Genomic DNA, 20,011 nt, shown 5'->3' on the forward strand with positions numbered 1-20,011 from the left:
ATAACCTTCAATAGGGTCCGATAAGAGGTCAGGCAGTCGGTTAAATCTGTTTAATGGCAAAGCGGGCAATATTCTCTTCGGTGATCGCGCTGCCGGTTAATTGCTGGGTAATCCGCCCTTCACGCATCACCAGCACCCGGTCGGCGATCCGCATGATTTCGGTCATTTCAGACGAGACCACCACAATGGCTTTGCCCGCCTGAGCCAGTTTTTCAATTAAATGGTAAATTTCGGACTTGGCACCGATATCAATACCGCGGGTCGGTTCATCAAATAAAAACACGCTGGCATCCGCCGCCACCCAGCGACCAATAATCACTTTTTGCTGATTACCGCCGCTCAGCGTGCCGATGCTTTTCCCGATATCCAGCGGTCGCAGTTTCAGATCGCCCATCACCGTCTGCGCTTTGCGGTTCAGCCGCGCCTGGCTGAGCAAGCCGCCGACGGTGAAATGGTGCATCGAGGGCAGCGCCATATTCATCTTCACCGCCCGCTCTTTAATGATGCCCTCTTTTTTGCGGTCTTCCGGCACCAGACCGATGCCGGCTTTGATGGCGGCACGCACGTTATGGTTCTTTACCGGATTGCCGTTCACGCTCACCGTACCACTGGTGCGTTTGTCGATGCCGGCAATCAGCTTCAGCAGCTCAGTACGGCCAGCGCCGACCAGCCCGGCAATGCCCAGTACTTCACCGGCCCGCACGCTGAAGTTCGCCGCCACTACCTGATTGCCGCGTCCGAGGTTCTCCACCCGCAGCACTTCGCGGTCGCTGACGAACGCCTGGTGATCGAGCTTGTCGATCTTACGCCCGACCATTTTGGCAACGATGCTCTCTTCATCCTCATCACAGATATTGACCACCCCAACCTGCCTGCCATCACGCATGATGGTGGCCCGATCGCAGACCCGGAAAATCTCATTCATCTTGTGTGACACGTAGATCAGGGAGACGCCGGTCGACTTGAGGTCGGCAATCAGCTCGGCCAGCCGGTCAAACTCGGTCGGCGTCAGGCTGGAGGTCGGCTCATCCATGGCGATGATTTTGGCGTCATCGAGCAGCGCGCGGGCAATTTCAACGATCTGCTGCTGCGACACCTTGAGATTCTTAATCGGCGTGCTGGGATCGATGCTCGGGTCCAGCGTTTTCAGGATCAGCGTCGCTCGTGCCAGCTGGGCGCTTTTATCCACCCAGCAGCCGCCGGCTCGGGTCAGCGGACGACCGAGAAACATATTCTGCGCCACCGAAAGTTCCGGAACGTGCTGCAGCTCCTGATGAATCATCGCGATACCGGCGTGGCGGGCGCTGAGCGGATTCTTCATCTGCACCGCCTGCCCGTTGACGCTGATTTCGCCACTGTCCGCCGCCCGCACGCCGGAGAGAATGTTGAGCAGCGTTGATTTGCCGGCCCCGTTCTCACCAATCAGGGCATGCACTTCGCCGGGCCGCACTGAAAAATCAACGTTCTGCAGTGCGGCGGCGTTGCCGTAGGTTTTACTGATGCCACGCATCATTAAACGATTCTGTTCCATGGGCGCTCCGCCTGGCTTACTGCTGAGTCAGCAGCTGACGTAACCGGGTGTTGTCTTTGGTCGAAAAGGCCTCGACGTTCTCTTTAGTGATCAGCGCCTGCGGAGTTGAAATCACCCGTGAAAGTTTCTGGCCGTTGATCAGGCGAATCATCACATCCATCGCCACTTCGCCGGTCAGCACCGGGAAACTGTCCACCGTGCCGGTCAGTTCGCCGCGCTTGATCGAGGCGTAGGCGTCAGAGATACCGTCGGTACCAAAAATCGCTACCTGCGCCGCTTTGTTCTGCGCCCGTACCGCTTCCACCACGCCAAGCGCCATGGTGTCGTTGTTGGCGTAGAACCCGATCAGATCCGGGTGCTGTTGCAGAATGGTCGAGGCGGCGTTAAACGCCTGCTCGCGACTCCAGTTGGCCGGTACGCTGGCGGCAAGGGTGAATTTGCCGTTGGCCTGCAACGTCTCTTTGAAACCACGGGTACGCTGTCCGGCGGCGTAGACGCCCGGCTGCCCTTCAATCACCGCCACTTTGCCGCCCTGCGGATGATGCTCAATAAACCATTTGGCTACCCGCACGCCGTTGTCTTTCTGCACGTTACCCACGTAATACTGCGCATTGGGCATCACCGCATCGTTAACGTTAACCACCGGGATATGTTTGCTGTTGGCGGTCTCCAGTGCCGGTTCGAGGTTGATGTCGGTCTGCGGCGAGACCAGCAGGCCGTTAAAACCCTGCGAGATCAGGGTCTCGGCGATCGACAGCTGGCCGAGCTGATCGTCTTCATTGGCTGCCGCCTGATAGGCAACGGTGAAGCCATATTTTTTCGCCACGTTCTGATAACCCTGGCCGAGCGAGCGCCAGTATTCATTGGTCAGGGTTTTCGATACCCCACCAATTTTCAGCGATTTGTCCGCTTTGGGCAGAGCGCCATATTTGGTATCGAGCTGGGTCCAGTCAGTGCGATCCGGTTCAGTGTCGGACTGCAGCGGAGCCAGTTCCGCCGCATAGACGGTGCTGCACAGCAGTGAGGAAGCGATGACGGCGAGCAGGAGTTTCTTCATACAATGGCCTTTTCTTCTCGGGTGTTGGGTAGAGGTTTTTTGTTTTATCGGCGCTGAAGCCGTTAGCGCGCCAGCATGATGTCATTGACGATCTGCTGTGACGCGACTGCATCCTGGCGATCGATTGCCGCCTGTAATGCCGCGTTATCATCCAGCTGCTGACACAATCTCAGTAAGCGGGTGACGGTGGCGATATTGCTTTCCGCTTCACGAATCGGGTCAAGGCCGCTGGCATCCGGGAAGGTATCGAAGTAGTAGGCTCCGCTGTATCCGTCACGCTGCATCTGCCAGAGAAATTCCAGCGTGGCGCGTGGATTGACCGAACCCACCATCAGTCCGTCATCGCGTTTGCCCCAGCCGTCGTTCAGGTCGAGCCCCAGCAGGCGGGAACGGCGTGCCACCATTGCCGCAGCGTAAGCCGGGATCTCATTGGCAAACAGCACGTGGGCGAAATCGAGCGTAATGCCAAGGTTCGGGCAGCCCGCCTCTTCCACCGCCAGCAGGCAGGTGGTGGCGTTAGGGAAAATGCTGTACGCCCGAGGCTCGTTGGGTTTGTATTCAATGCTGACGTCAACGTCCGGCGCATATTCCGCCACTTCACGTACCGCGCTGACCGCGTCTTCCCAGATCTTCTTGTAATCCGCCTGGAAGCAGTAATCGAAACCATCCTGCCCCATCCACAGCGTCATCAGCCGTGAGCCAAACTCCCGGCCGGTATCAATGCCGCGCTTGGTCAGCTCAATCGCTTCACGGCGTATCTTCGCATCCGGATGGGTAAAGGCGCCGATTTTGAACTGCGGCGCATCCCAGCGCATCTGCATGCCGTTAACGGCCAGACCGGCGTCGGCAATCGCCTGACGCAGCGTCGGGATGTCACTGGTGAGGTGCTGTGGGTAATTGAGATCGAGATGGGTTAAGCCCTTCACCTTACCCGCACGGGCAATCATCTGCAGCACCGACGGCTTGCCCGGTAAATCGGGCCAGTAGAGATGAGCGCCCGAGGCGAAGGAGTTAAGACGGGTGGCGAATTTCAGTTCGGACATGGGGATCAATCCTTCAGATAGCGACTTGTGATGTACTTTCCATATTCACGGTTATTTGTGAAGTTATGCATTAATCTACTCTCTGTGCCCGGCTGCGCAAGCGTCGCAGCGGTGCTGAATCTCTGAACTGAGAGAGCCATCACGAAATAGTTTCACGAGGTGATTAGATAACGCGCCGGAACAGGTAGCGGAAAAAACAAACACAACAAGGGCTTACATCAGAAAAGGGTCAGGCGGGATGAAGATGAAAAAAACGGTGCGGGTCTGGAAGGAAAAAAGCTGAGCGCCAGCCAGCAGCGCTCAGCCTGTCAGGTTACTTCAGACGGAAAGCGACGACGCTGTCGCCCGCCGTGGTGCCGAGCGAACCGTGTCCGCCGGCTGCAATGACCACGTACTGCTTACCATCTTTACCCATAAAGGTGGATGGCGTGGCCTGCGCGCCAGCGCTCAGTTCGGTCTGCCACAGCAGCTCGCCGGTGGTGCTGTCATAGGCACGGAAGAAGTTATCCGCCGTCGCACCGTGGAACACCAGATCGCCAGCGGTCAGTAACGGACCACCGTGTGCCACCATCCCCATCGGGAAGCCGATTGGGAAACGGCCCGGCAGGAAGCTGGTTTTCAGGTTTTTGGTGTTACCAACCCGACGCAGCCATTCGGTTTTGCCGGTTTTCAGATCGACACCGACCATACGTCCCCACGGTGGCGCGATGCACGGAATGCCGAGGCCAGAGGCCAGCTGCTGGATGTGAATCGCATAGTCGCCGTGGAAGTTTTCATTCCAGTACGGCGCACCATCTTTGGTGAAGGTACGCTGGGTTTCGGTTTCCGGCGTGCGCTTGATCAGATTGTATTTGTAGGCCAGACGGACTGGCGCAGCAATCAGCATCTGACGCTGCGGGTCAACGGCCACCGAGCCCCAGTTGAACACCCCGATGTTGCCCGGGAAGATCAGCGAGCCTTTCTCAGTTGGCGGCGTCCACGGATTACCGTCGTAACGCAGCTCACGGAAATCGGCCCGGCAGCTCATCTGGTCAAACGGCGTGATGCCCCACATCGACTTTTCAGTCAGCGGCTGTGGAATGAAGTTAAGGCTGGAAACCGGCTGAGTGGCGGCATACTGTTCGCCTTTGATGCCTTCAGTCGAGACCTTAACCTGCTCCACCGGATACACCGGTTCGCCGGTCAGACGGTTCAGCACAAACAGGTTGCCGGTTTTGGTCGGCAGGATCACCGCCGGTTGTGACTTGCCCTGATAGTCGATATCAATCAGCGAAGGCTGTGACGGATTGTCACGGTCCCACAGATCGTGGTTTGAACTCTGATAACGCCATTTGAAGGCGCCGGTTTTCAGATCCAGTGCCACCAGCGCATCGCGGAACTTCTCGGTGTTGCTGTTTGGGTCACGCTCAATGCCAACTTCATCCGGCGAGGCGTTGCCAAACGGCACGTACACCAGGCCATTTTTCAGGTCAGCGCTCAGGGTCGCCCAGGCAACCGGGGTATCCTGCGGATAGGTGGCGGCGGCTTCTACCGGCGCGGTCTTATCCGGATTGGCCGGATCGAAGTTCCACACCAGACGACCGGTGATCGCATCGTAAGCACGGATCACGCCAGACGGGTTACCGGTGTTGAAACCGTTATCCATCACGGAGCCACCGACAATCACCAGATTGCCAGCAACCAGTGGCGCAGCGGTCTGCATCAGCGCATGAGGACGTACATCGCCCATGTTAGCGCGCAGGTTCACCACACCGTTATCACCGAAGTCGGCGCAGGCTTTACCGGTATCGGCATCCAGCGCAATCAGGCGGGCATCGGTGGTGGCGTTGAAGATACGCTTGCGGCACAGGGCCGGCTGTGCGCTGCTCTGCGGCTGCGCTGACTGGCCCGCGTCGAAGTAGCTGACGCCGCGACAGGTCTGGTGCTGCTGCAGATAAGAGCGGTTTTTATCCGGCGCAGTCTTCCACTTCACCGCACCGGTTTCCGGGTCGAGCGCGTGGACTTCGTTATGCGGAGTACAGAAGTAAAGCATGCCGTTGGCTTTCAGCGGCGTCGCTTCAAAAGTGTACTCGGTGGCATCATCACCCTGACGCAGATCGCCGGTATGATAGGTCCACGCGACCTCCAGATCTTTCACGTTGTCTTTAGTGATCTGATTCAGCGCCGAGAAGCGCTGGCCGTCAGTGGTCCCGCCGTAGGCACTCCACTCATCGGCAGCACCGTTAGTGGCTGATGGCGTGCGTGCGTTGCTGATAGTGCCGTGCTGCGGAACCGGATCGTAGAAGCACAGACCGAGCACCAGCAGCACCATCAGGATAACCGTACCACCCAAAAACGGATGGAAACGGCGCTGTCCCTGATAGAGCGAACGGACCACCCACGGCAGTGCCAGCCAGACGCCCAGCACGCCAAACAGGTCGCCGCGCGGGATCCACTGCCACTTATCGAAGCCCACTTCCCAGATAATCCAGAACAGGGTGATCCACATCAGCAGCGCATAGAGCGTCAGCGCGCTGCGCTTGTTCATAAACAGCAGGATAGCGCTGAGCAGAACGCCCACGCCGATTAGCGCATAGAATGCACTGCCTCCCACCAGCAGGAGTTGTCCTCCCATGTAAATCAGGGCGATAGCAAATATCGCCATGATTACACTGGTAATTTTGTTAATCATGATCCATCCTCGGGTCATTAGCGGCGGTAGAAAATCAAATTAGAAAACATAAAATCAACGGGATTTTAACTAACGTAAGAAATATGTAAAAACATGTCGAAAGGTAAGACATTAGTCGGACTTATTAATATCCCTCCCCTCAATAGCCTAATCGCCGGTTTTTTTACTTTCCGAAGCGGTAAAACCGCGACATTCATCACAAAAAATTAACCAATCGGCTGAATGAATCGCACCTTTTGTTCAAAGCTGTGGATTTAATAGACAAGTTACGCTTCAGCAATACGGCGCGGCAAAGTCGCTTAAGCCTTTTTCAACTGACAAAATATCGTAATCAGAAATCACGGGGCTGACTGCAATAAATCTTAACCCAGCCACAGAATAAGCAGCGCTTATTTTCATATTTAGCTCAGGCGGTTTGAAATAGAGCCTCTGAACAACAGGTTAACTCTGCCCGACCCGCCAACCTTTAATTGAACGCCATTTTTCTGTTTAAAACGTTTGTTTATCCCGCACCCGATAAACCTGATTAAATATTAACAATGCTGTTAACTCATCGCGCTAAATAGCTTTAAGATATTCCTCATCCTGGCAACTTTTAGGCGATGTGATATAGATCAGGCACAGCTTTAATTCCGTTAATGCCGGCGCAGCTCATTTATCGCCGGCAAAATAAAACAGGCAGGCTAATCATGTCGGCAGTAAATGCGATTTATCGTAAGATTCGTTTTCCCTTTAAATTTATCAATGCAGCGCTTCGCTATCCGGCCGCCCAGGCCAGAGTTAAATCTTATTCAGTCATGTCGATAGAAGAGACTATTGATCGGCTATTAAGCGATCCGCAGTTATCGCTGGCCCGCTACGGCGATGGTGAGCTGGAGATGACCTATTATAAGAACATCGGTTTTCAGCCCTTTGATCCGCGCCTCTCGGCCAGGCTTAAGGAGCTATTGCAGCAGGGCCCGCAGGCCAATCCGCACTGCCTGCTCTGCCTGCCGGACGCCTTTCGCACTACGCGAAATATGCGCAATGGATCGGCCCTGTTCTGGTTCTTTCACAAGTCGTTTTATTTTAAATATTATCACTCTCTGCTGAATAAGCAGTACCAGTACGGTAATACCTCGGTAACCCGACCTTATCACGATTATAAAACCAAGCAGTTATCCCGCACCATTTTTGATAAATTTAAACTGCTGTATAAAGACCGGCGGGTATTAATTGTCGAGGGCAGCGGAACGCGGCTGGGATTAGGCAATGATTTACTGGCGGGCGCGCGTGAGGTTAAACGGATCACCACGTTAAACCGTAACGCCTTTTCAATTTATGACCGCCTGTATGCCGCCGTTTTATCCCACGCGGCTGATTTTGATCTGGTCTTAATTTCACTCGGTCCAACCGCAACGGTACTGGCTTACGATCTCAGCCAGCAGGGCATTCGCTGTATTGATAGTGGTCACGTTGATATTGAATATGAATGGATGCTGGCCAGTGCCACCGATAAAATTAAAGTGGCGGGCAAAAACGTTAATGAAGCTGGCGTGCTGTTGAGCGAACAGAGTGCGGTGGCCGATGCCGGTTATCAGCTACAGGTACTGCAACATGTCGGCGAACTGGCCGAGCCGCCGCAAATGCCGCTGCCTCACGCCAGTCGGGCGCAGCACAACGCGGCCTGAGCCAGAGCGCTCCCTGTTATCAGGCATTCGCTGCACCGGATTGATGCGCAGGCGAATAATTAGCCGGGTAATTCTTCATCACGGCTCGCCAGTCAGGCGGGCCGCAGCGCCTGCTCCCGCGGCTCCCTCCGCCTTTTCAGCCCTGTCCGCGTTTCCGGCACTCATTTTGCTTCATCGATCCTGTTAACCCCATTCAGGAGAAGTGAGATGAAGGCCAGCCGTTACCGTTACACCATATTTTCACTGTTGTTCCTGATCGCCCTGATCAACTACATCGACCGCGGCGCGCTGTCGTTTGCCGCCAACGCGATTGCCACCGAGTACCACTTCAGTAAAGTTCAGCTGGGTGCTGTGCTGGGCTACTTTGGCTTCGGCTATCTGTTTGGTTCACTGTGCGGCGGCTTTCTTGCCGATCGTATCGGCACCAAAAAGGTCTGGTTACTGGCGGGCGTACTCTGGTCGCTGCTGGAAATCGCTACCGCCTGGGCCGGTGAACTGGGTATGGCGCTGTTTGGCGGTTCCGCCATTATGGGCTTTGCCGCCCTGCGCATCCTGTTTGGCTTCTCGGAAGGTCCCGCCTACGCGCTGATGAACAAGGCGATTGCGCACTGGGCGCCGGATAACGAACGCGGCTTTGCGCTCGGCATTGGCCTGCTCTCGACCCAGGTTGGCGCGTTGCTGACCGCGCCAATTGCGGTCGGGCTGCTGCTGCTGACCGGTGACTGGCGGATGATGTTTATTCTGCTGGGCGTGTTTTCGCTGCTGGCGATGGCGCTGTTTGCCCGCACCTTCAGTGACGGTCCGGAGAGCAGTCCCGCCACCAGCGCCGCAGAACGCAAGCTGATCCTTGACGGCCAGCGTCAGCGTGCGGCCGATGGCGTGGCGCTGCCGTGGTGGCGCTTCTTCACCAGCCGCACTCTGGTATGCAACGCGCTGGGCTACTTCTCCTTCCTCTACATCACCTTTACCCTGGTGACGTGGATGCCAAAATACCTGCAGGATAATTTCCATTACGACCTGCATTCGCTGTGGTACGTGGCGATGATCCCGTGGAGTGGTGCCTGCCTGACCGTGCTGCTGGGCGGGCGCATCGCCGATACCCTGCTGGCCCGTTTCAATAACCTGCGGCTGGCGCGCAACCTGTTCGCCGCGGTCACGCTGTGCGGCACCGCCTGTTGCTTTATGGCGATCCCTTACGTGTCATCAGCCGCCGGGATTATTGCCCTGATGACGCTGGGTAATGCGCTCAACGCGCTGGTGAATAACGTCTACTGGTCAGTGGTGATTGACGTCACCCCGAAAGCCTCGGTCGGCACCTACAGCGGCATGACGCTGGCGATTGCCAATCTGGCCGCGATTATCTCGCCGATGTTATGCGGCTGGCTGGCGGAATATTACGGCTACAACGCGATGTTTACCGTCACCGCGCTGATTGCGTTTGGCAGTATGCTGGCGATGACTCTGCTGCAACCGGAAAAACCGCTGGTCGCTGATACCGCGTCGTCTGAGGTGGCGGAGACGTCGGTGGCGTGATCGTCGTCGCCCCGGTTCGCGCCGGGGCGATCGTTATGCGCTCCGCAAATCGTGACGATCGCAGAACAGTTCAATATCGCCCTGCTGAAAATCCGCCAGGTTAGCCAGCAGTTTCTCCAGTGGCCAGTCCCACCAGGCAATACGCTGCAGCCGGGCGGCAATCGCCGGGGTAAACCGCAGCCGCAGCGGCCTGGCCGGTACGCCGCCGACCACGCTGTAAGCCGCCACATCCCTGGTCACTACCGCACCTGCCGCCAGTACCGCCCCATCGCCAATGGTGACACCGGGCAGCACGATAACCCCGTGGCCAATCCAGACATCGTGACCGATGGTCACCCGATCGGCACGCCGCGCGGCAAAGAAACCGCCATCGCGCTGGGCGTCAGGGTGGTAATACTCCGGGCAGTAGGTGAAGCGATGCTGAGAAGCGCGATCCATCGGATGATTGGGCGCGCCGATGCGCACCTGATTAGCGATGGCGCAGAAGCGGCCAATCTGGCTATCGGCGATGCTGCAATGTTCTCCGACGTATGAGAAGTCCCCCAGCTCGCAATATTCCAGCGTGCTGTCGGCCAGAATTTCACACTGCTGGCCGATGCGGGTTTCACGCAGGCGCACACTCTCATCAATCCGGGTGTGCTGGAGTCTGGCGGGTATAAGGGTGGCAACTGACATAACACTCCCAATCGCGAAAGGTAACGCCAGGCTGGCGTCACGCTGTCGCGCCACTCTACCCGGCCAGCATGACAGGCAATTGACAGCGAAAAAAGGCGGAGTGGTTAGCTCCGCCTTGATTCAAGTTCCGGTTAACCTGCGTGACCGGTCAGTTGCATAAGGGCAACGATGATCTGCAAGATGACCCGGATGAGATCCAGAATCAGCTTAGTCAGTTCCATCACTTTCCTTCTCCTTTAACAGGAGCGCGCTGTTCGGCAACCGAGGCTTTGACTCTACCCGCCGGGCGCCTAAGCACATCTTTGTGGAGAGGGCTGAGCGGCACTCATGGTTAAAGCCACAGGCCAGCACCACCTGATGCCTGCCGGGATTTTGGAAACCGTGCCCCTGGGAGCGGCCAGTCGACAATGAGGCTTCGCTCAACACCCAACACATGTATAAACATACAGTATTTTGGCGAAACTTGAAATCCTTAGCCGCACATTTTACAATCTGCTGTGTGGAGAGTGCTGAGCACCTCGTTCGCAGCGCGGTTACCAGCCGGGTAGCGAACAAAAAAATAAAGGATTTGGCATTACGCCAAATCCTTTTTTTATGCCCGTCATAAACCGGTTAGTTGGCGGCGCTGATCCGCCAGACGGTATTGCCGGCATCATCGGCGATTAATACGCCGCCCTGCTGATCGCTGGCCAGGCCAACCGGCAGACCCCGCACCTGCTTCTCATCCTCCGTCAGAAAACCTGATACCACCGTCTGTGGCTGCCCGACCGGCTTGCCGTTTTCAAACTTCACCCAGACCACTTTGTAGCCGTTGAGCGGCGTGCGGTTCCAGCTGCCGTGCTCACTGATAAAGGCACCCCCGCGATACTGCGGCATGTTATCGGCGCTGTAAAACAGCAGTCCGAGCGGCGCGACGTGCGAGCTGAGCGCGTAATCCGGTTTTATCGCCTGCTCAACCAGGTCAGGACGCTGCGGTTCGGCACGGGTATCGACATGCTGACCATAGTAGCTGTAGGGCCAGCCGTAGAAGCCTTTATCCTGCACCGAGGTCAGATAGTCTGGCACCAGATCGGAACCGATTTCGTCACGTTCGTTGACAATGGCCCACAGTTTGCCGCTTTGCGGCTCCCACTGTAAGCCGGTCGGATTGCGCAGCCCGCTGGCGTAGATACGACTGGCACCGCTGGCAGCGTCCACTTCCAGCACCGCTGCCCGCCGGTATTCGGCCCCGATGCCGTTTTCAGTAACGTTACTGTTGGAGCCGACGCCGACGTACAGTTTGCTGCCGTCCGGGCTGGCTAACAGCGATTTAGTCCAGTGGTGGTTAATCGGCCCGCCCGGCAGTTCGGTCACCTCTTCCGGCGCGGTGCGGATTTCGGTTTCCCCTTCGCGATACGGGAATTTCACCAGGCTATCAGCATTGGCGACGTAGAGCGTGTTACCAATCAGCTGCATACCAAACGGCGAATGCAGGTTTTCGATAAAGCGATGCTGCTCCCATTTACCGTTGACGTTACGCAGCAGCGTGATGCGGTTGCCACCGGCACCGCCTTTGCCTGAGGCTTTCTGCACGATGCCCATAATCAGCTGTTTAGGTCGGGTGGTCGGCTTTGCCGGCCCGTTTGATTCCGCTACCAGCACATCGTTATTCGGTAACACATAGACCTGGCGCGGATGCTGCAGATTCTCAGCGATTTTCTCGATTTTCAGCCCCTGCGCCACTTTTGGCATTTCGCCCGCTTTCCACGGCGTGCCTTCCGGCACCTGCATTGGCGGCATAAAGAAGTTCTGCGCCTGCGGCAGTTCCGGGTTGGGTCCAATCTGCTTCTGCGGATCGACCAGCGCGCCATCATCACAGCCCACCAGCAGGGCTGTCAGGGTGAGCGCCAGGATAGATTTATGCTGCATTTTCATGGTGGCTCCTCCTTAAGCGCTACGCTGACGTAACGCAAGTTGCACATTCGCCAGCAGCAGCAGCGCCACCACCAGCGTGGAAAGCGTTACGCCAAGCGGGATCACAGCGGCAGCGTCGCGACTGTGGATAAACGCATTGACGATAGCGATGACAATCGCCACCAGCCACAGCCAGAAATGGCTCTTTTCTGCACTGTCGCTGCCGCGGAACAGATAAACCAGCGCGATGAGTCGCGGCACAATAGCCAGCACCAGCCCCAGCGCGATCAGCCAGCCGGCGGCGTCGGTCCAGAACTGGACAAAGGTCTGGCTATAGAGGATATCGAACAGCCAGGCCGCGACAAAAAAGCCCAGCGGCACCGGCTCCAGCAGAGCGTACAGCGTCACGGCGAATGCCGATCTTCCCGAGGTATTGCGCATGTTTCTCTCCATTTCAACGATGAATGTGGATCAGGCCAGACGTCAGGCTGCCAGTAGCAACCGATCTCGCGCCTGTAAAAGATTAGTAAACATGAAGAAAAGCGAAGGGTTAATTCGGCAGGAAGTGAAAATCAGGGCGGTGACCGCCGGGTCACCGCCTGGGGATCAGGATTTATCGGCGGGCAGCGTCACCCAGTAGCCGGGCTGATACGGCAGCGGCAGGAACTGCTGATGAAACTCACGGAATGTCGCGTCCGGATCGAGATCGGCAAACAGATCGGGATGCAGCCATTTGGCCAGCGCCTGAATCGCAACAAACTGATACGGGCTGTCATAGAACTGATGCCAGATGGCGTGCGCGTTGCCGTTGTGCGCCACCGGCAGGGTTTTGAACGCGTCCCGCATCATCAGGGCTTTCAGCCGTGCGCTGGCGTCTGTCAGGTTGGCACCCGGACCGACGCCGACCCACTTACCGACGGTGTTGTAGTTCTTCCAGTTGGCACCGGTCACCACCACCACATCCGGCTGGCTGGCAATGATCTGCTCCGGGTTAACCGTGCCAAACGTGCCGGGGATCAGATCCTTCGCGATGTTGCGTCCGCCGGCCATCTCCACCATCTGACCAAAGTTTTCATTACCAAAGGACATGCAGCACTCATCGCTGTAGCCGCCGGCCCGATCAATCATCACTTTTGGCCGGTAGCCGCTAAAGTTCGCCAGCTTCGAGGTCACCCGGTCAATCTGCTGCTGACGAAAACGGATAATCGCCTGCGCCCGCTCCGGCTTGTTCAGCAGTTCGCCCATGATGTGGATGCTTTTCTCTGCGTTAACAAACGGCGATTCACGGAAATCGATAAACACCACCGGGACGCCAACAGCCTGAAGCTTCTCGATCAGCTTGCCTTCGTCAGTTGCCGCTTTCGATTCGAGGTTCATCAGCACCAGATCGGGCTTCAGGGTGAGCGCCTGCTCAACGTTGAAAGTGCCATCTTTTGCGCCGCCAAAGGTCGGCAACTGTTTAATCTGCGGATAGCGCTGCTCATAAGCCTGGTAACCGTCCCAGTCCGCTTTAGGAAAATCATCGCGCCAGCCGATCACCCGCTTAAACGGCGCATCGGTATCAAACGCTGCCAGCAGGTAAATCTGCCGTCCCTCACCCAGAATGATGCGTTTTGCCTCCTGCGGCACCTCGACCTGGCGTCCGGCCACATCGGTAATGGTTTTGGCCGAAGCCATCCCTGTCAGCGTGATTAGCCCCAGCGCTAAAAGCCATTTTTTCATAGTCAAAGTCCACAGTAATGATAATGAGAATTATTAATATAAAGCGGCGTTACTATCACCTAAAAACAGAATCGGGGGAAGTGATGGCGCGAAATGTTTTTCCGCTGGGTCGCAGCGCAGCAGAGCCTGCGCAATCGCCGGGTTTGAGGTTTGAGGTTTGAGGTTTGAGGTTTGAGGTTTGAGGTTTGAGGTTTGAGGTTTGAGGTTTGAGGTTTGAGGTTTGAGGTTTGAGGTTTGTGGTTTGAGGTTTGAGGTTTGGGTCTGGGGCTTGGGCTTGGGTTTGGGCTTCGCACAAAGCTATCGACAAGCACGCTACGACCTGCGGCAAGCGGCTGTGTTACTGCTCACAAAATGGTCAACATTCGTGAATATGCTCACAACGCCCTGGGCGATTGCACACATATTAGCCAGCAAGATGCGCCCTTTGGCTAATGCGTTAATAAAATGTTACGGCTAGATTGAAAAATGAAACGACGTTTTAATATTTTGTCAGGATAGTCAGCCACAGGAGCTTAGCCGTGAAGATTAGCGCGATTGATGTCACTCTCTTTACCTATCCGACCCAACGCTGTAGCGACAGCGCCGGGCATTCCCATCCCGGTCCGGAAAATGAGGCGCAGATGGCGCTGCTCACCCTGACCAGCGAGGACGGTGACTGCGGTTACGCCTTTGCCCCGCCCGAAGTCATCCGTTCGCACGTGGTTAATGCCTTCTTCCGTAAAGTGCTGATCGGCCAGAACGCCTTTGATCGTGAGCGTTTATGGCAGGATCTGGTGCACTGGCAGCGCGGCAGCGCCCATCAGCTTACCGAACGGGCGCTCTCAGCGGTGGAACAGGCGCTGTGGGACCTGATTGGCCGCAAACTTAACCAGCCGGTACATAAGCTGCTGGGCGGCTATCGCGAAAAGATCCCGGCCTACGGCAGCACCATGTGCGGCGATGAGCTGCATGGCGGACTCTCAACCCCGGATGAATATGCGCAGTTCGCTGAAAAACTGGTGGCGCGCGGTTATCAGGCGATAAAGCTGCACACCTGGATGCCGCCAGTGTCGTTTGCGCCCAGCCCGGCGATGGATATCAAAGCCTGCGCCGCAGTGCGCGAAGCGGTGGGTCCGGATATCGCGCTGATGCTGGATGGCTATCACTGGTACAGCCGCAGCGATGCGCTGACCATTGGCAAGGCGCTGGAGAAGCTCAACTTCGCCTGGTTTGAAGAGCCGATGGAGGAGGAAAGCATGGCCTCTTACGCCTGGCTGGCGGACAACCTGTCGATTGACGTGCTCGGCCCGGAGAGTCTCGGCGGCAAGCATCACAGCCGCGCTGACTGGGTGCGAGCCGGAGCCTGCGACATTCTGCGTGCCGGGGCCAACGGCGTCGGCGGCATCTCAGCCACCCTCAAAGTGGCTAACCTCGCCGAGGCGTTCGGCATGGACTGTGAAGTTCACGGCAACGGCGCTGCCAGCCTGGCGGTGGTCGGGGCGATCCGTAACTGCCGCTGGTATGAGCGCGGTCTGCTGCATCCGTTCCTCGATTACGACACGCCGCCAGCCTATCTCAACAGCCTGGTCGACCCAATGGACCCACAGGGTTTTGTCACCCTGCCGACCCGCGCCGGACTTGGCGAGGACATTAACTTTAGCTGGATTGAGACCCATACGCTGAATCGCTGGTAAGTCGCGATCGTCCCCTACAGCAAACGATAATAATTCCGAATCGCCACCGGCTTAACGCCACCCTGACCGCCCTGCGGTCAGCGGGCAGACAGGCTGAAAGACGATCGGGCAACCTCTGACCTGCCGGACCCGACTTATGAAACTGTTTCAATCGTGTGGCAGCTGGCTGATCGCGCTGCTGCTGCTGACGGGCAGCCCCGCGCTGCAGGCACAAACCCCTGACGATCAGCTGATCGTCGGTATGAACATGAATAATCTGCTCACCCTTGATCCGGCCGCCATGACCGGCAATGAGGTAGTGGGCATCGTGGTCAACCTGTATGACGGACTGGTTGAACTCAACCCGAAAAAGCTGACCGAGGTACGTCCGGCGCTGGCTGAACGCTGGGCAGTCAGTGCGGATAACAGCACCCTGACCTTTCATCTGCGTGACAATGTCACCTTCCATTCCGGCAATCCGCTGACCAGCGAGGATGTGATCTGGTCAATGCGGCGGGTGCTGCACCTCAACCTGGCGCAGGCCTCGGTGTGGAAATCCTACGGTTTCAGCCGCGACAACGTTGACCGGATGATCACCGCTCCCGACGCCCGCACTGTCGTGATCACTCTGCCAAAACCCAACGATCCACAGCTGGTGATCTACTCGCTGGCGGCGCTTGGCAGCATGGTGGTGCTGGATCGCAAAACGGTGCAGCAGCATGAGGTCAACGGTGACTGGGGCAACCGCTGGCTCAGCACCCACGAAGCCGGTTCAGGCCCGTTCCGGCTGGATATCTGGCAGGCCAAAGATGTGCTGCGCATGAGCCGCTCGGCCGGTTACTGGCGCGGTGAAGCGAAAATGTCGCGGGTGGTGTTCCGCCATCTGCAGGAGTCGCAGACCCTGCGCCTGATGATGGAGAAAGGCGACCTCGATATCGCCAGCAACATGTCGATTCCCGACGTGCGCGCGCTGCGCCACGATCCCGACCTCACCATTGATGCAGTGCGGCGAGGCACGATCTACTACCTGGCGATGAGCATGAAGGACCCGCATTTTAACGACAGCCGGGTACGTGAAGCGGTGCGCTATCTGGTCGATTATCAGGGGATCAATAAGAGCCTGATGACCGGCTATGGCGAACTGCATCAGCGGCCAATTCAGGCGGGGATGCCCGCCACGCTGCCTGATCCCGGTTACCGGCTGGACGTGCCACGCGCCCGGGCGCTGCTGGCCGAGGCGGGCTATCCGGACGGCTTCGACACCTCGCTGCGGGTGCTGGCCGATCAGCCGTTCCTGAATATCGCCATCGCCATTCAGTCGACGCTGCTGCAGGCCGGCATTCGCGCCCGTATCATCACCGGCACCGGTAACCAGATCTACGGTGCGATGCGTGACCGTCAGTTCAGCCTGCTGGTCGGACGCGGCGGTAGCGGCGTGGAGCCCCATCCTCATTCCAGCCTGCGCTCGCTGGTCTATAACCCGAACAATGCCGACAGCGCCCGTCTGACTAATTTCCAGGGCTGGCGCACCGGTTTTTACGATGCGCAGCTCAACAGCATGATCGATCGCGCGCTGGTGGAACGCGACAGCGCCAGACAACAGCAGGCTTACTTCGCTATTCAGCAACGCTACGACCAGCTGGTACCGGCGCTGATGCCGATCTCCCAGATGCTTGATTCGGTGGTGGTTAACAACCGGGTGCAGGATTATCAGCCACACCCTTCGGCAACCACCTTTCTGCGCGACGTCTGGAAAACGCCGGATAGCCTGGCAGGAGGACCCCAATGACCCTGACGTTTACCCGCAGCCACTGTCGCCGCATCAGCAAACGCGGTCTGCAGGTGCTGATCACCCTCGCAGGTCTGCTGATGCTGACCTTCTTTATCGGGCGGGTTATGCCGCTCGATCCGGTGCTGGCGATTGTCGGGCCAGATGCCGATCAGGCCACCTATCAGCAGGTTTACCACCAGCTCGGTTTTGATAAGCCGCTGTGGGTGCAGTTTGGCCTCTACCTTAATGCGCTGCTGCACGGCGATCTCGGCCATGCACTGCTGACCGGCCAGCCGGTGGTCAACGATATCCTGCGCGTCTTCCCGGCGACGGTGGAACTGGCAACGCTGGCAATTGTGATCGGAGCCGGTCTCGGCGTGCCGCTCGGGGTGCTGGCTGCTGCCCGCCGCAACAGCGTGATCGATTATCTGGTGCGGATGATCAGCCTGGCCGGTTATTCAACGCCGATTTTCTGGGTCGGGATGATGGGTCTGCTGCTGTTTTATGCCCATCTCGGCTGGGTCGGCGGCGCGGGCCGGGTGGATTTCAGCCTTGATGGCATCGTGCCACGCCGCAGCGGCTTTATGCTGATCGACGCGCTGCTGGCCGGTAACAGTCAGGTGTTCTGGAATGCGCTGAATCACCTGGTGTTGCCCGCTTCCCTGCTGGGCTTTCATTCGCTGGCCTACATCAGCCGCATGACGCGCAGCTTTATGCTGGCGCAGCTGTCACAGGAGTTCATCCTCACCGCCCGGGTAAAAGGTTTAACCGAGTGGCAGGTGATCTGGCAGCACGCCTTCCGCAATATTCTGGTGCAGCTGCTCACCGTGGTGGCGCTGGCCTACGGTTCGCTGCTGGAGGGCGCGGTGCTGATTGAAACCGTCTTCTCGTGGCCGGGCTTTGGTTCCTATCTTACCGGCAGCCTGATGCTGGGCGATATGAACGCGGTGATGGGCTGCGTACTGGTGGTTGGCCTGATTTTCGTGCTGCTTAACCTGCTCTCCGACCTGCTCTATCAGGTGTTCGATCCGAGGACCAAAGTATGACCCTTTCCTTTGATGCACCGGCTGCCAGCCCCACCCGTGAGCGACTGGCGCGCTGTCGCCGTTTCGCTGCCCGCAGCGGTCACTTTATCTGGCGCATGGCCCGTAATCCGCTGACCGCCATCGGCGGCGGCATTGTGTTGCTGCTCTGCATTGTGGCGCTGTTTGCCCCGTGGATCGCACCGTATCATCCGCTGATTCAGGATCTGAATAATGCGCTCTCGCCGCCGGGTGCCGCCCACTGGTTCGGTACCGATGAGTTTGGCCGCGACATCTTCAGCCGTCTGGTGTGGGGCGCTCGCATCACTCTGTATATCGTGCTGCTGGTGTCGGTGACCGTCGGACCGCTCGGCCTGCTGCTCGGCGTCACCGCCGGCTATTTTGGCGGCTGGGTCGACAGCGTGCTGATGCGGGTCACCGACATTTTTATCTCGTTTCCCAGCCTGGTACTGGCGCTGGCGTTTGTCGCCGCGCTGGGGCCGGGACTGGAACATGTGGTGATCGCCATTACCCTCACCGCCTGGCCGCCGATTGCCCGTCTGGCGCGGGCAGAAACCCTGTCGCTGCGTCAGGCTGATTTTATCTCTGCGGTGCGTTTACAGGGCGCCTCGCCGCTGCGGGTGCTGTGGAAGCACATCATCCCGCTCTGCCTGCCGTCGGTGATTATCCGCATCACCATGAACATGGCGGGCATTATCCTCACCGCCGCCGGACTCGGCTTTCTCGGGCTGGGCGCGCAGCCGCCCGATCCGGAATGGGGCGCGATGATTGCCAGCGGCCGCACCTACATGCTGGAGTGCTGGTGGGTGGTTACCGTACCTGGTCTGGCGATTCTGATTAACAGTCTGGCATTCAACTTTTTAGGAGATGGCCTACGTGACCTGCTCGATCCCCGCAGTGAGTAACGCCACGCCGTTGCTCGACGTGCGCGATTTGCACGTAAATTTTGTTAACGGACGCCAGAGCACCCCGGCGGTACGCGGCGTCTCGTTTCAGCTTGGTCAGGAGAAGCTGGCGATAGTCGGTGAATCCGGCTCCGGTAAATCTACCGTCGGTCGGGCGCTGCTGCAGTTACTGCCGTCGAAGGCGCGAATTGAGGCCAGCCGGATGCAGTTTGGCACTGTCGATTTGTTACACGCCAGCCCGGCCCGGATGCGTGAAATCCGCGGTAAACGGATATCGATGATCATGCAGGACCCGAAATATTCGCTTAATCCGGTGGTGCGGGTCGGTGAACAGATCGCCGAGGCGTGGCGCAGCCACCATCGCGGCCAGCATGCCGCCGCCCGTCAGCGGGTGCTGGCGATGCTGGAGGAGGTGCAGATCCGCGATCCTGAGCGGGTTTATCAGCTCTATCCGCATGAAATTTCCGGTGGTCAGGGGCAGCGCGTGATGATTGCCATGATGCTGATTACCGAGCCGGAACTGGTGATAGCCGATGAACCGACCTCGGCACTGGATGTTTCGGTGCGGCTGCAGGTGCTGACGCTGCTGGATGAGCTGGTGAAGGCGCGCGGGCTGGGGCTGATTTTTATCAGCCACGATATCAACCTGGTGCGCAGTTTTTGCGACCGGGTGCTGGTGATGTATGCCGGTCGGGTGGTGGAGTCGCTGGCCGCCAGTGAACTGGATCGTGCGCAGCATCCCTACACCCAGGGCCTGATGGCCGCGCTGCCCGACATCGATCACCGTCGCAGTCGCCTGCCGGTGTTACAACGTCACGCAAGCTGGTTAACCGAATAAGGAGTGA

Annotated in this window: 15 protein-coding genes; 7 read left to right on the forward strand and 8 right to left on the reverse strand. The window is 57.8% G+C overall.

The window, feature by feature from the left end:
• Positions 1–40: 40 nt before the first annotated feature.
• From ABIB18_RS04975 to ABIB18_RS04990, 4 genes are all read right to left on the reverse strand, one after another.
• Positions 41–1,531 carry a sugar ABC transporter ATP-binding protein gene (locus ABIB18_RS04975; RefSeq protein ID WP_031377398.1) on the reverse strand — a complete coding sequence of 497 codons (1,491 nt, stop codon included), beginning with the start codon at positions 1,529–1,531 and terminating at the stop codon, positions 41–43.
• Positions 1,532–1,547: 16 nt separating this feature from the next.
• Complete coding sequence (locus ABIB18_RS04980) at positions 1,548–2,588, reverse strand: sugar ABC transporter substrate-binding protein (RefSeq protein WP_069728299.1); 1,041 nt, start codon at positions 2,586–2,588, stop codon at positions 1,548–1,550.
• A 62-nt stretch (positions 2,589–2,650) separates the two neighbouring features.
• Positions 2,651–3,631, reverse strand: a complete 981-nt coding sequence (locus ABIB18_RS04985; protein ID WP_046288320.1) for a TIM barrel protein — start codon at positions 3,629–3,631, stop codon at positions 2,651–2,653.
• 313 nt (positions 3,632–3,944) lie between these two features.
• A complete protein-coding gene (locus ABIB18_RS04990; protein WP_354473748.1) occupies positions 3,945–6,302 on the reverse strand; it encodes a membrane-bound PQQ-dependent dehydrogenase, glucose/quinate/shikimate family in 2,358 nt (785 codons plus the stop codon).
• A 689-nt stretch (positions 6,303–6,991) separates the two neighbouring features.
• Between ABIB18_RS04990 and ABIB18_RS04995 the strand changes: the two genes are divergently transcribed.
• Positions 6,992–7,972: a GT-D fold domain-containing glycosyltransferase gene (locus tag ABIB18_RS04995; protein ID WP_354473749.1), complete on the forward strand. Its 981-nt coding sequence runs from the start codon at positions 6,992–6,994 to the stop codon at positions 7,970–7,972.
• Positions 7,973–8,179: 207 nt separating this feature from the next.
• The gene (locus ABIB18_RS05000; protein WP_031377395.1) at positions 8,180–9,505 is read left to right on the forward strand and encodes an MFS transporter; all 1,326 of its coding nucleotides are present in this window, start codon (positions 8,180–8,182) and stop codon (positions 9,503–9,505) included.
• A gap of 33 nt (positions 9,506–9,538) precedes the next feature.
• Here ABIB18_RS05000 and ABIB18_RS05005 read toward each other — a convergent pair whose 3' ends face one another.
• The 4 genes from ABIB18_RS05005 to ABIB18_RS05020 all read right to left on the reverse strand — a co-directional run bounded on the left by ABIB18_RS05005 (position 9,539) and on the right by ABIB18_RS05020 (position 13,795).
• The gene (locus tag ABIB18_RS05005; RefSeq protein WP_354473750.1) at positions 9,539–10,180 is read right to left on the reverse strand and encodes a DapH/DapD/GlmU-related protein; all 642 of its coding nucleotides are present in this window, start codon (positions 10,178–10,180) and stop codon (positions 9,539–9,541) included.
• Between the two features lie 612 nt (positions 10,181–10,792).
• Positions 10,793–12,094 carry a PQQ-dependent sugar dehydrogenase gene (locus tag ABIB18_RS05010; RefSeq protein WP_031377393.1) on the reverse strand — a complete coding sequence of 434 codons (1,302 nt, stop codon included), beginning with the start codon at positions 12,092–12,094 and terminating at the stop codon, positions 10,793–10,795.
• Between the two features lie 12 nt (positions 12,095–12,106).
• On the reverse strand, positions 12,107–12,514 hold the full coding sequence (locus tag ABIB18_RS05015; protein ID WP_031377392.1) for a DUF2231 domain-containing protein: 408 nt from the start codon (positions 12,512–12,514) through the stop codon (positions 12,107–12,109).
• A gap of 165 nt (positions 12,515–12,679) precedes the next feature.
• A complete protein-coding gene (locus ABIB18_RS05020) occupies positions 12,680–13,795 on the reverse strand; it encodes an ABC transporter substrate-binding protein (protein WP_031377391.1) in 1,116 nt (371 codons plus the stop codon).
• Positions 13,796–14,313: 518 nt separating this feature from the next.
• Here ABIB18_RS05020 and ABIB18_RS05025 point away from each other — a divergent pair.
• From ABIB18_RS05025 to ABIB18_RS05045, 5 genes are all read left to right on the forward strand, one after another.
• The gene (locus tag ABIB18_RS05025) at positions 14,314–15,468 is read left to right on the forward strand and encodes a mandelate racemase family protein (RefSeq protein ID WP_031377389.1); all 1,155 of its coding nucleotides are present in this window, start codon (positions 14,314–14,316) and stop codon (positions 15,466–15,468) included.
• 136 nt (positions 15,469–15,604) lie between these two features.
• Positions 15,605–17,236, forward strand: a complete 1,632-nt coding sequence (locus tag ABIB18_RS05030) for an ABC transporter substrate-binding protein (RefSeq protein ID WP_046288323.1) — start codon at positions 15,605–15,607, stop codon at positions 17,234–17,236.
• Positions 17,233–18,264: an ABC transporter permease gene (locus ABIB18_RS05035; RefSeq protein ID WP_031377993.1), complete on the forward strand. Its 1,032-nt coding sequence runs from the start codon at positions 17,233–17,235 to the stop codon at positions 18,262–18,264. Before ABIB18_RS05030 ends, ABIB18_RS05035 begins: the two co-directional genes overlap by 4 nt.
• Entirely contained in the window at positions 18,261–19,166 is a 906-nt protein-coding gene (locus ABIB18_RS05040; protein ID WP_046288324.1) for an ABC transporter permease, read from the forward strand. The genes ABIB18_RS05035 and ABIB18_RS05040 overlap by 4 nt, the downstream gene beginning before the upstream one ends.
• On the forward strand, positions 19,138–20,004 hold the full coding sequence (locus ABIB18_RS05045) for an ABC transporter ATP-binding protein (RefSeq protein ID WP_354473839.1): 867 nt from the start codon (positions 19,138–19,140) through the stop codon (positions 20,002–20,004). Before ABIB18_RS05040 ends, ABIB18_RS05045 begins: the two co-directional genes overlap by 29 nt.
• Positions 20,005–20,011: the final 7 nt, after the last annotated feature.

The sequence above is a fragment of the Pantoea sp. UYEF8 genome (assembly GCF_040546285.1).
Taxonomy (GTDB): domain Bacteria; phylum Pseudomonadota; class Gammaproteobacteria; order Enterobacterales; family Enterobacteriaceae; genus Pantoea; species Pantoea brenneri.

Coding starts and splice junctions, on each gene's coding strand:
- ABIB18_RS04985 (WP_046288320.1), bottom strand. CDS start 3,631: ATGTCCGAACTGAAATTCGCCACCCGTCTTAACTCCTTCGCCTCGGGC.
- ABIB18_RS04975 (WP_031377398.1), bottom strand. CDS start 1,531: ATGGAACAGAATCGTTTAATGATGCGTGGCATCAGTAAAACCTACGGC.
- ABIB18_RS04990 (WP_354473748.1), bottom strand. CDS start 6,302: ATGATTAACAAAATTACCAGTGTAATCATGGCGATATTTGCTATCGCC.
- ABIB18_RS05030 (WP_046288323.1), top strand. CDS start 15,605: ATGAAACTGTTTCAATCGTGTGGCAGCTGGCTGATCGCGCTGCTGCTG.
- ABIB18_RS05000 (WP_031377395.1), top strand. CDS start 8,180: ATGAAGGCCAGCCGTTACCGTTACACCATATTTTCACTGTTGTTCCTG.
- ABIB18_RS05020 (WP_031377391.1), bottom strand. CDS start 13,795: ATGAAAAAATGGCTTTTAGCGCTGGGGCTAATCACGCTGACAGGGATG.
- ABIB18_RS05035 (WP_031377993.1), top strand. CDS start 17,233: ATGACCCTGACGTTTACCCGCAGCCACTGTCGCCGCATCAGCAAACGC.
- ABIB18_RS05010 (WP_031377393.1), bottom strand. CDS start 12,094: ATGAAAATGCAGCATAAATCTATCCTGGCGCTCACCCTGACAGCCCTG.
- ABIB18_RS05040 (WP_046288324.1), top strand. CDS start 18,261: ATGACCCTTTCCTTTGATGCACCGGCTGCCAGCCCCACCCGTGAGCGA.
- ABIB18_RS05015 (WP_031377392.1), bottom strand. CDS start 12,514: ATGCGCAATACCTCGGGAAGATCGGCATTCGCCGTGACGCTGTACGCT.
- ABIB18_RS04995 (WP_354473749.1), top strand. CDS start 6,992: ATGTCGGCAGTAAATGCGATTTATCGTAAGATTCGTTTTCCCTTTAAA.
- ABIB18_RS04980 (WP_069728299.1), bottom strand. CDS start 2,588: ATGAAGAAACTCCTGCTCGCCGTCATCGCTTCCTCACTGCTGTGCAGC.
- ABIB18_RS05005 (WP_354473750.1), bottom strand. CDS start 10,180: ATGTCAGTTGCCACCCTTATACCCGCCAGACTCCAGCACACCCGGATT.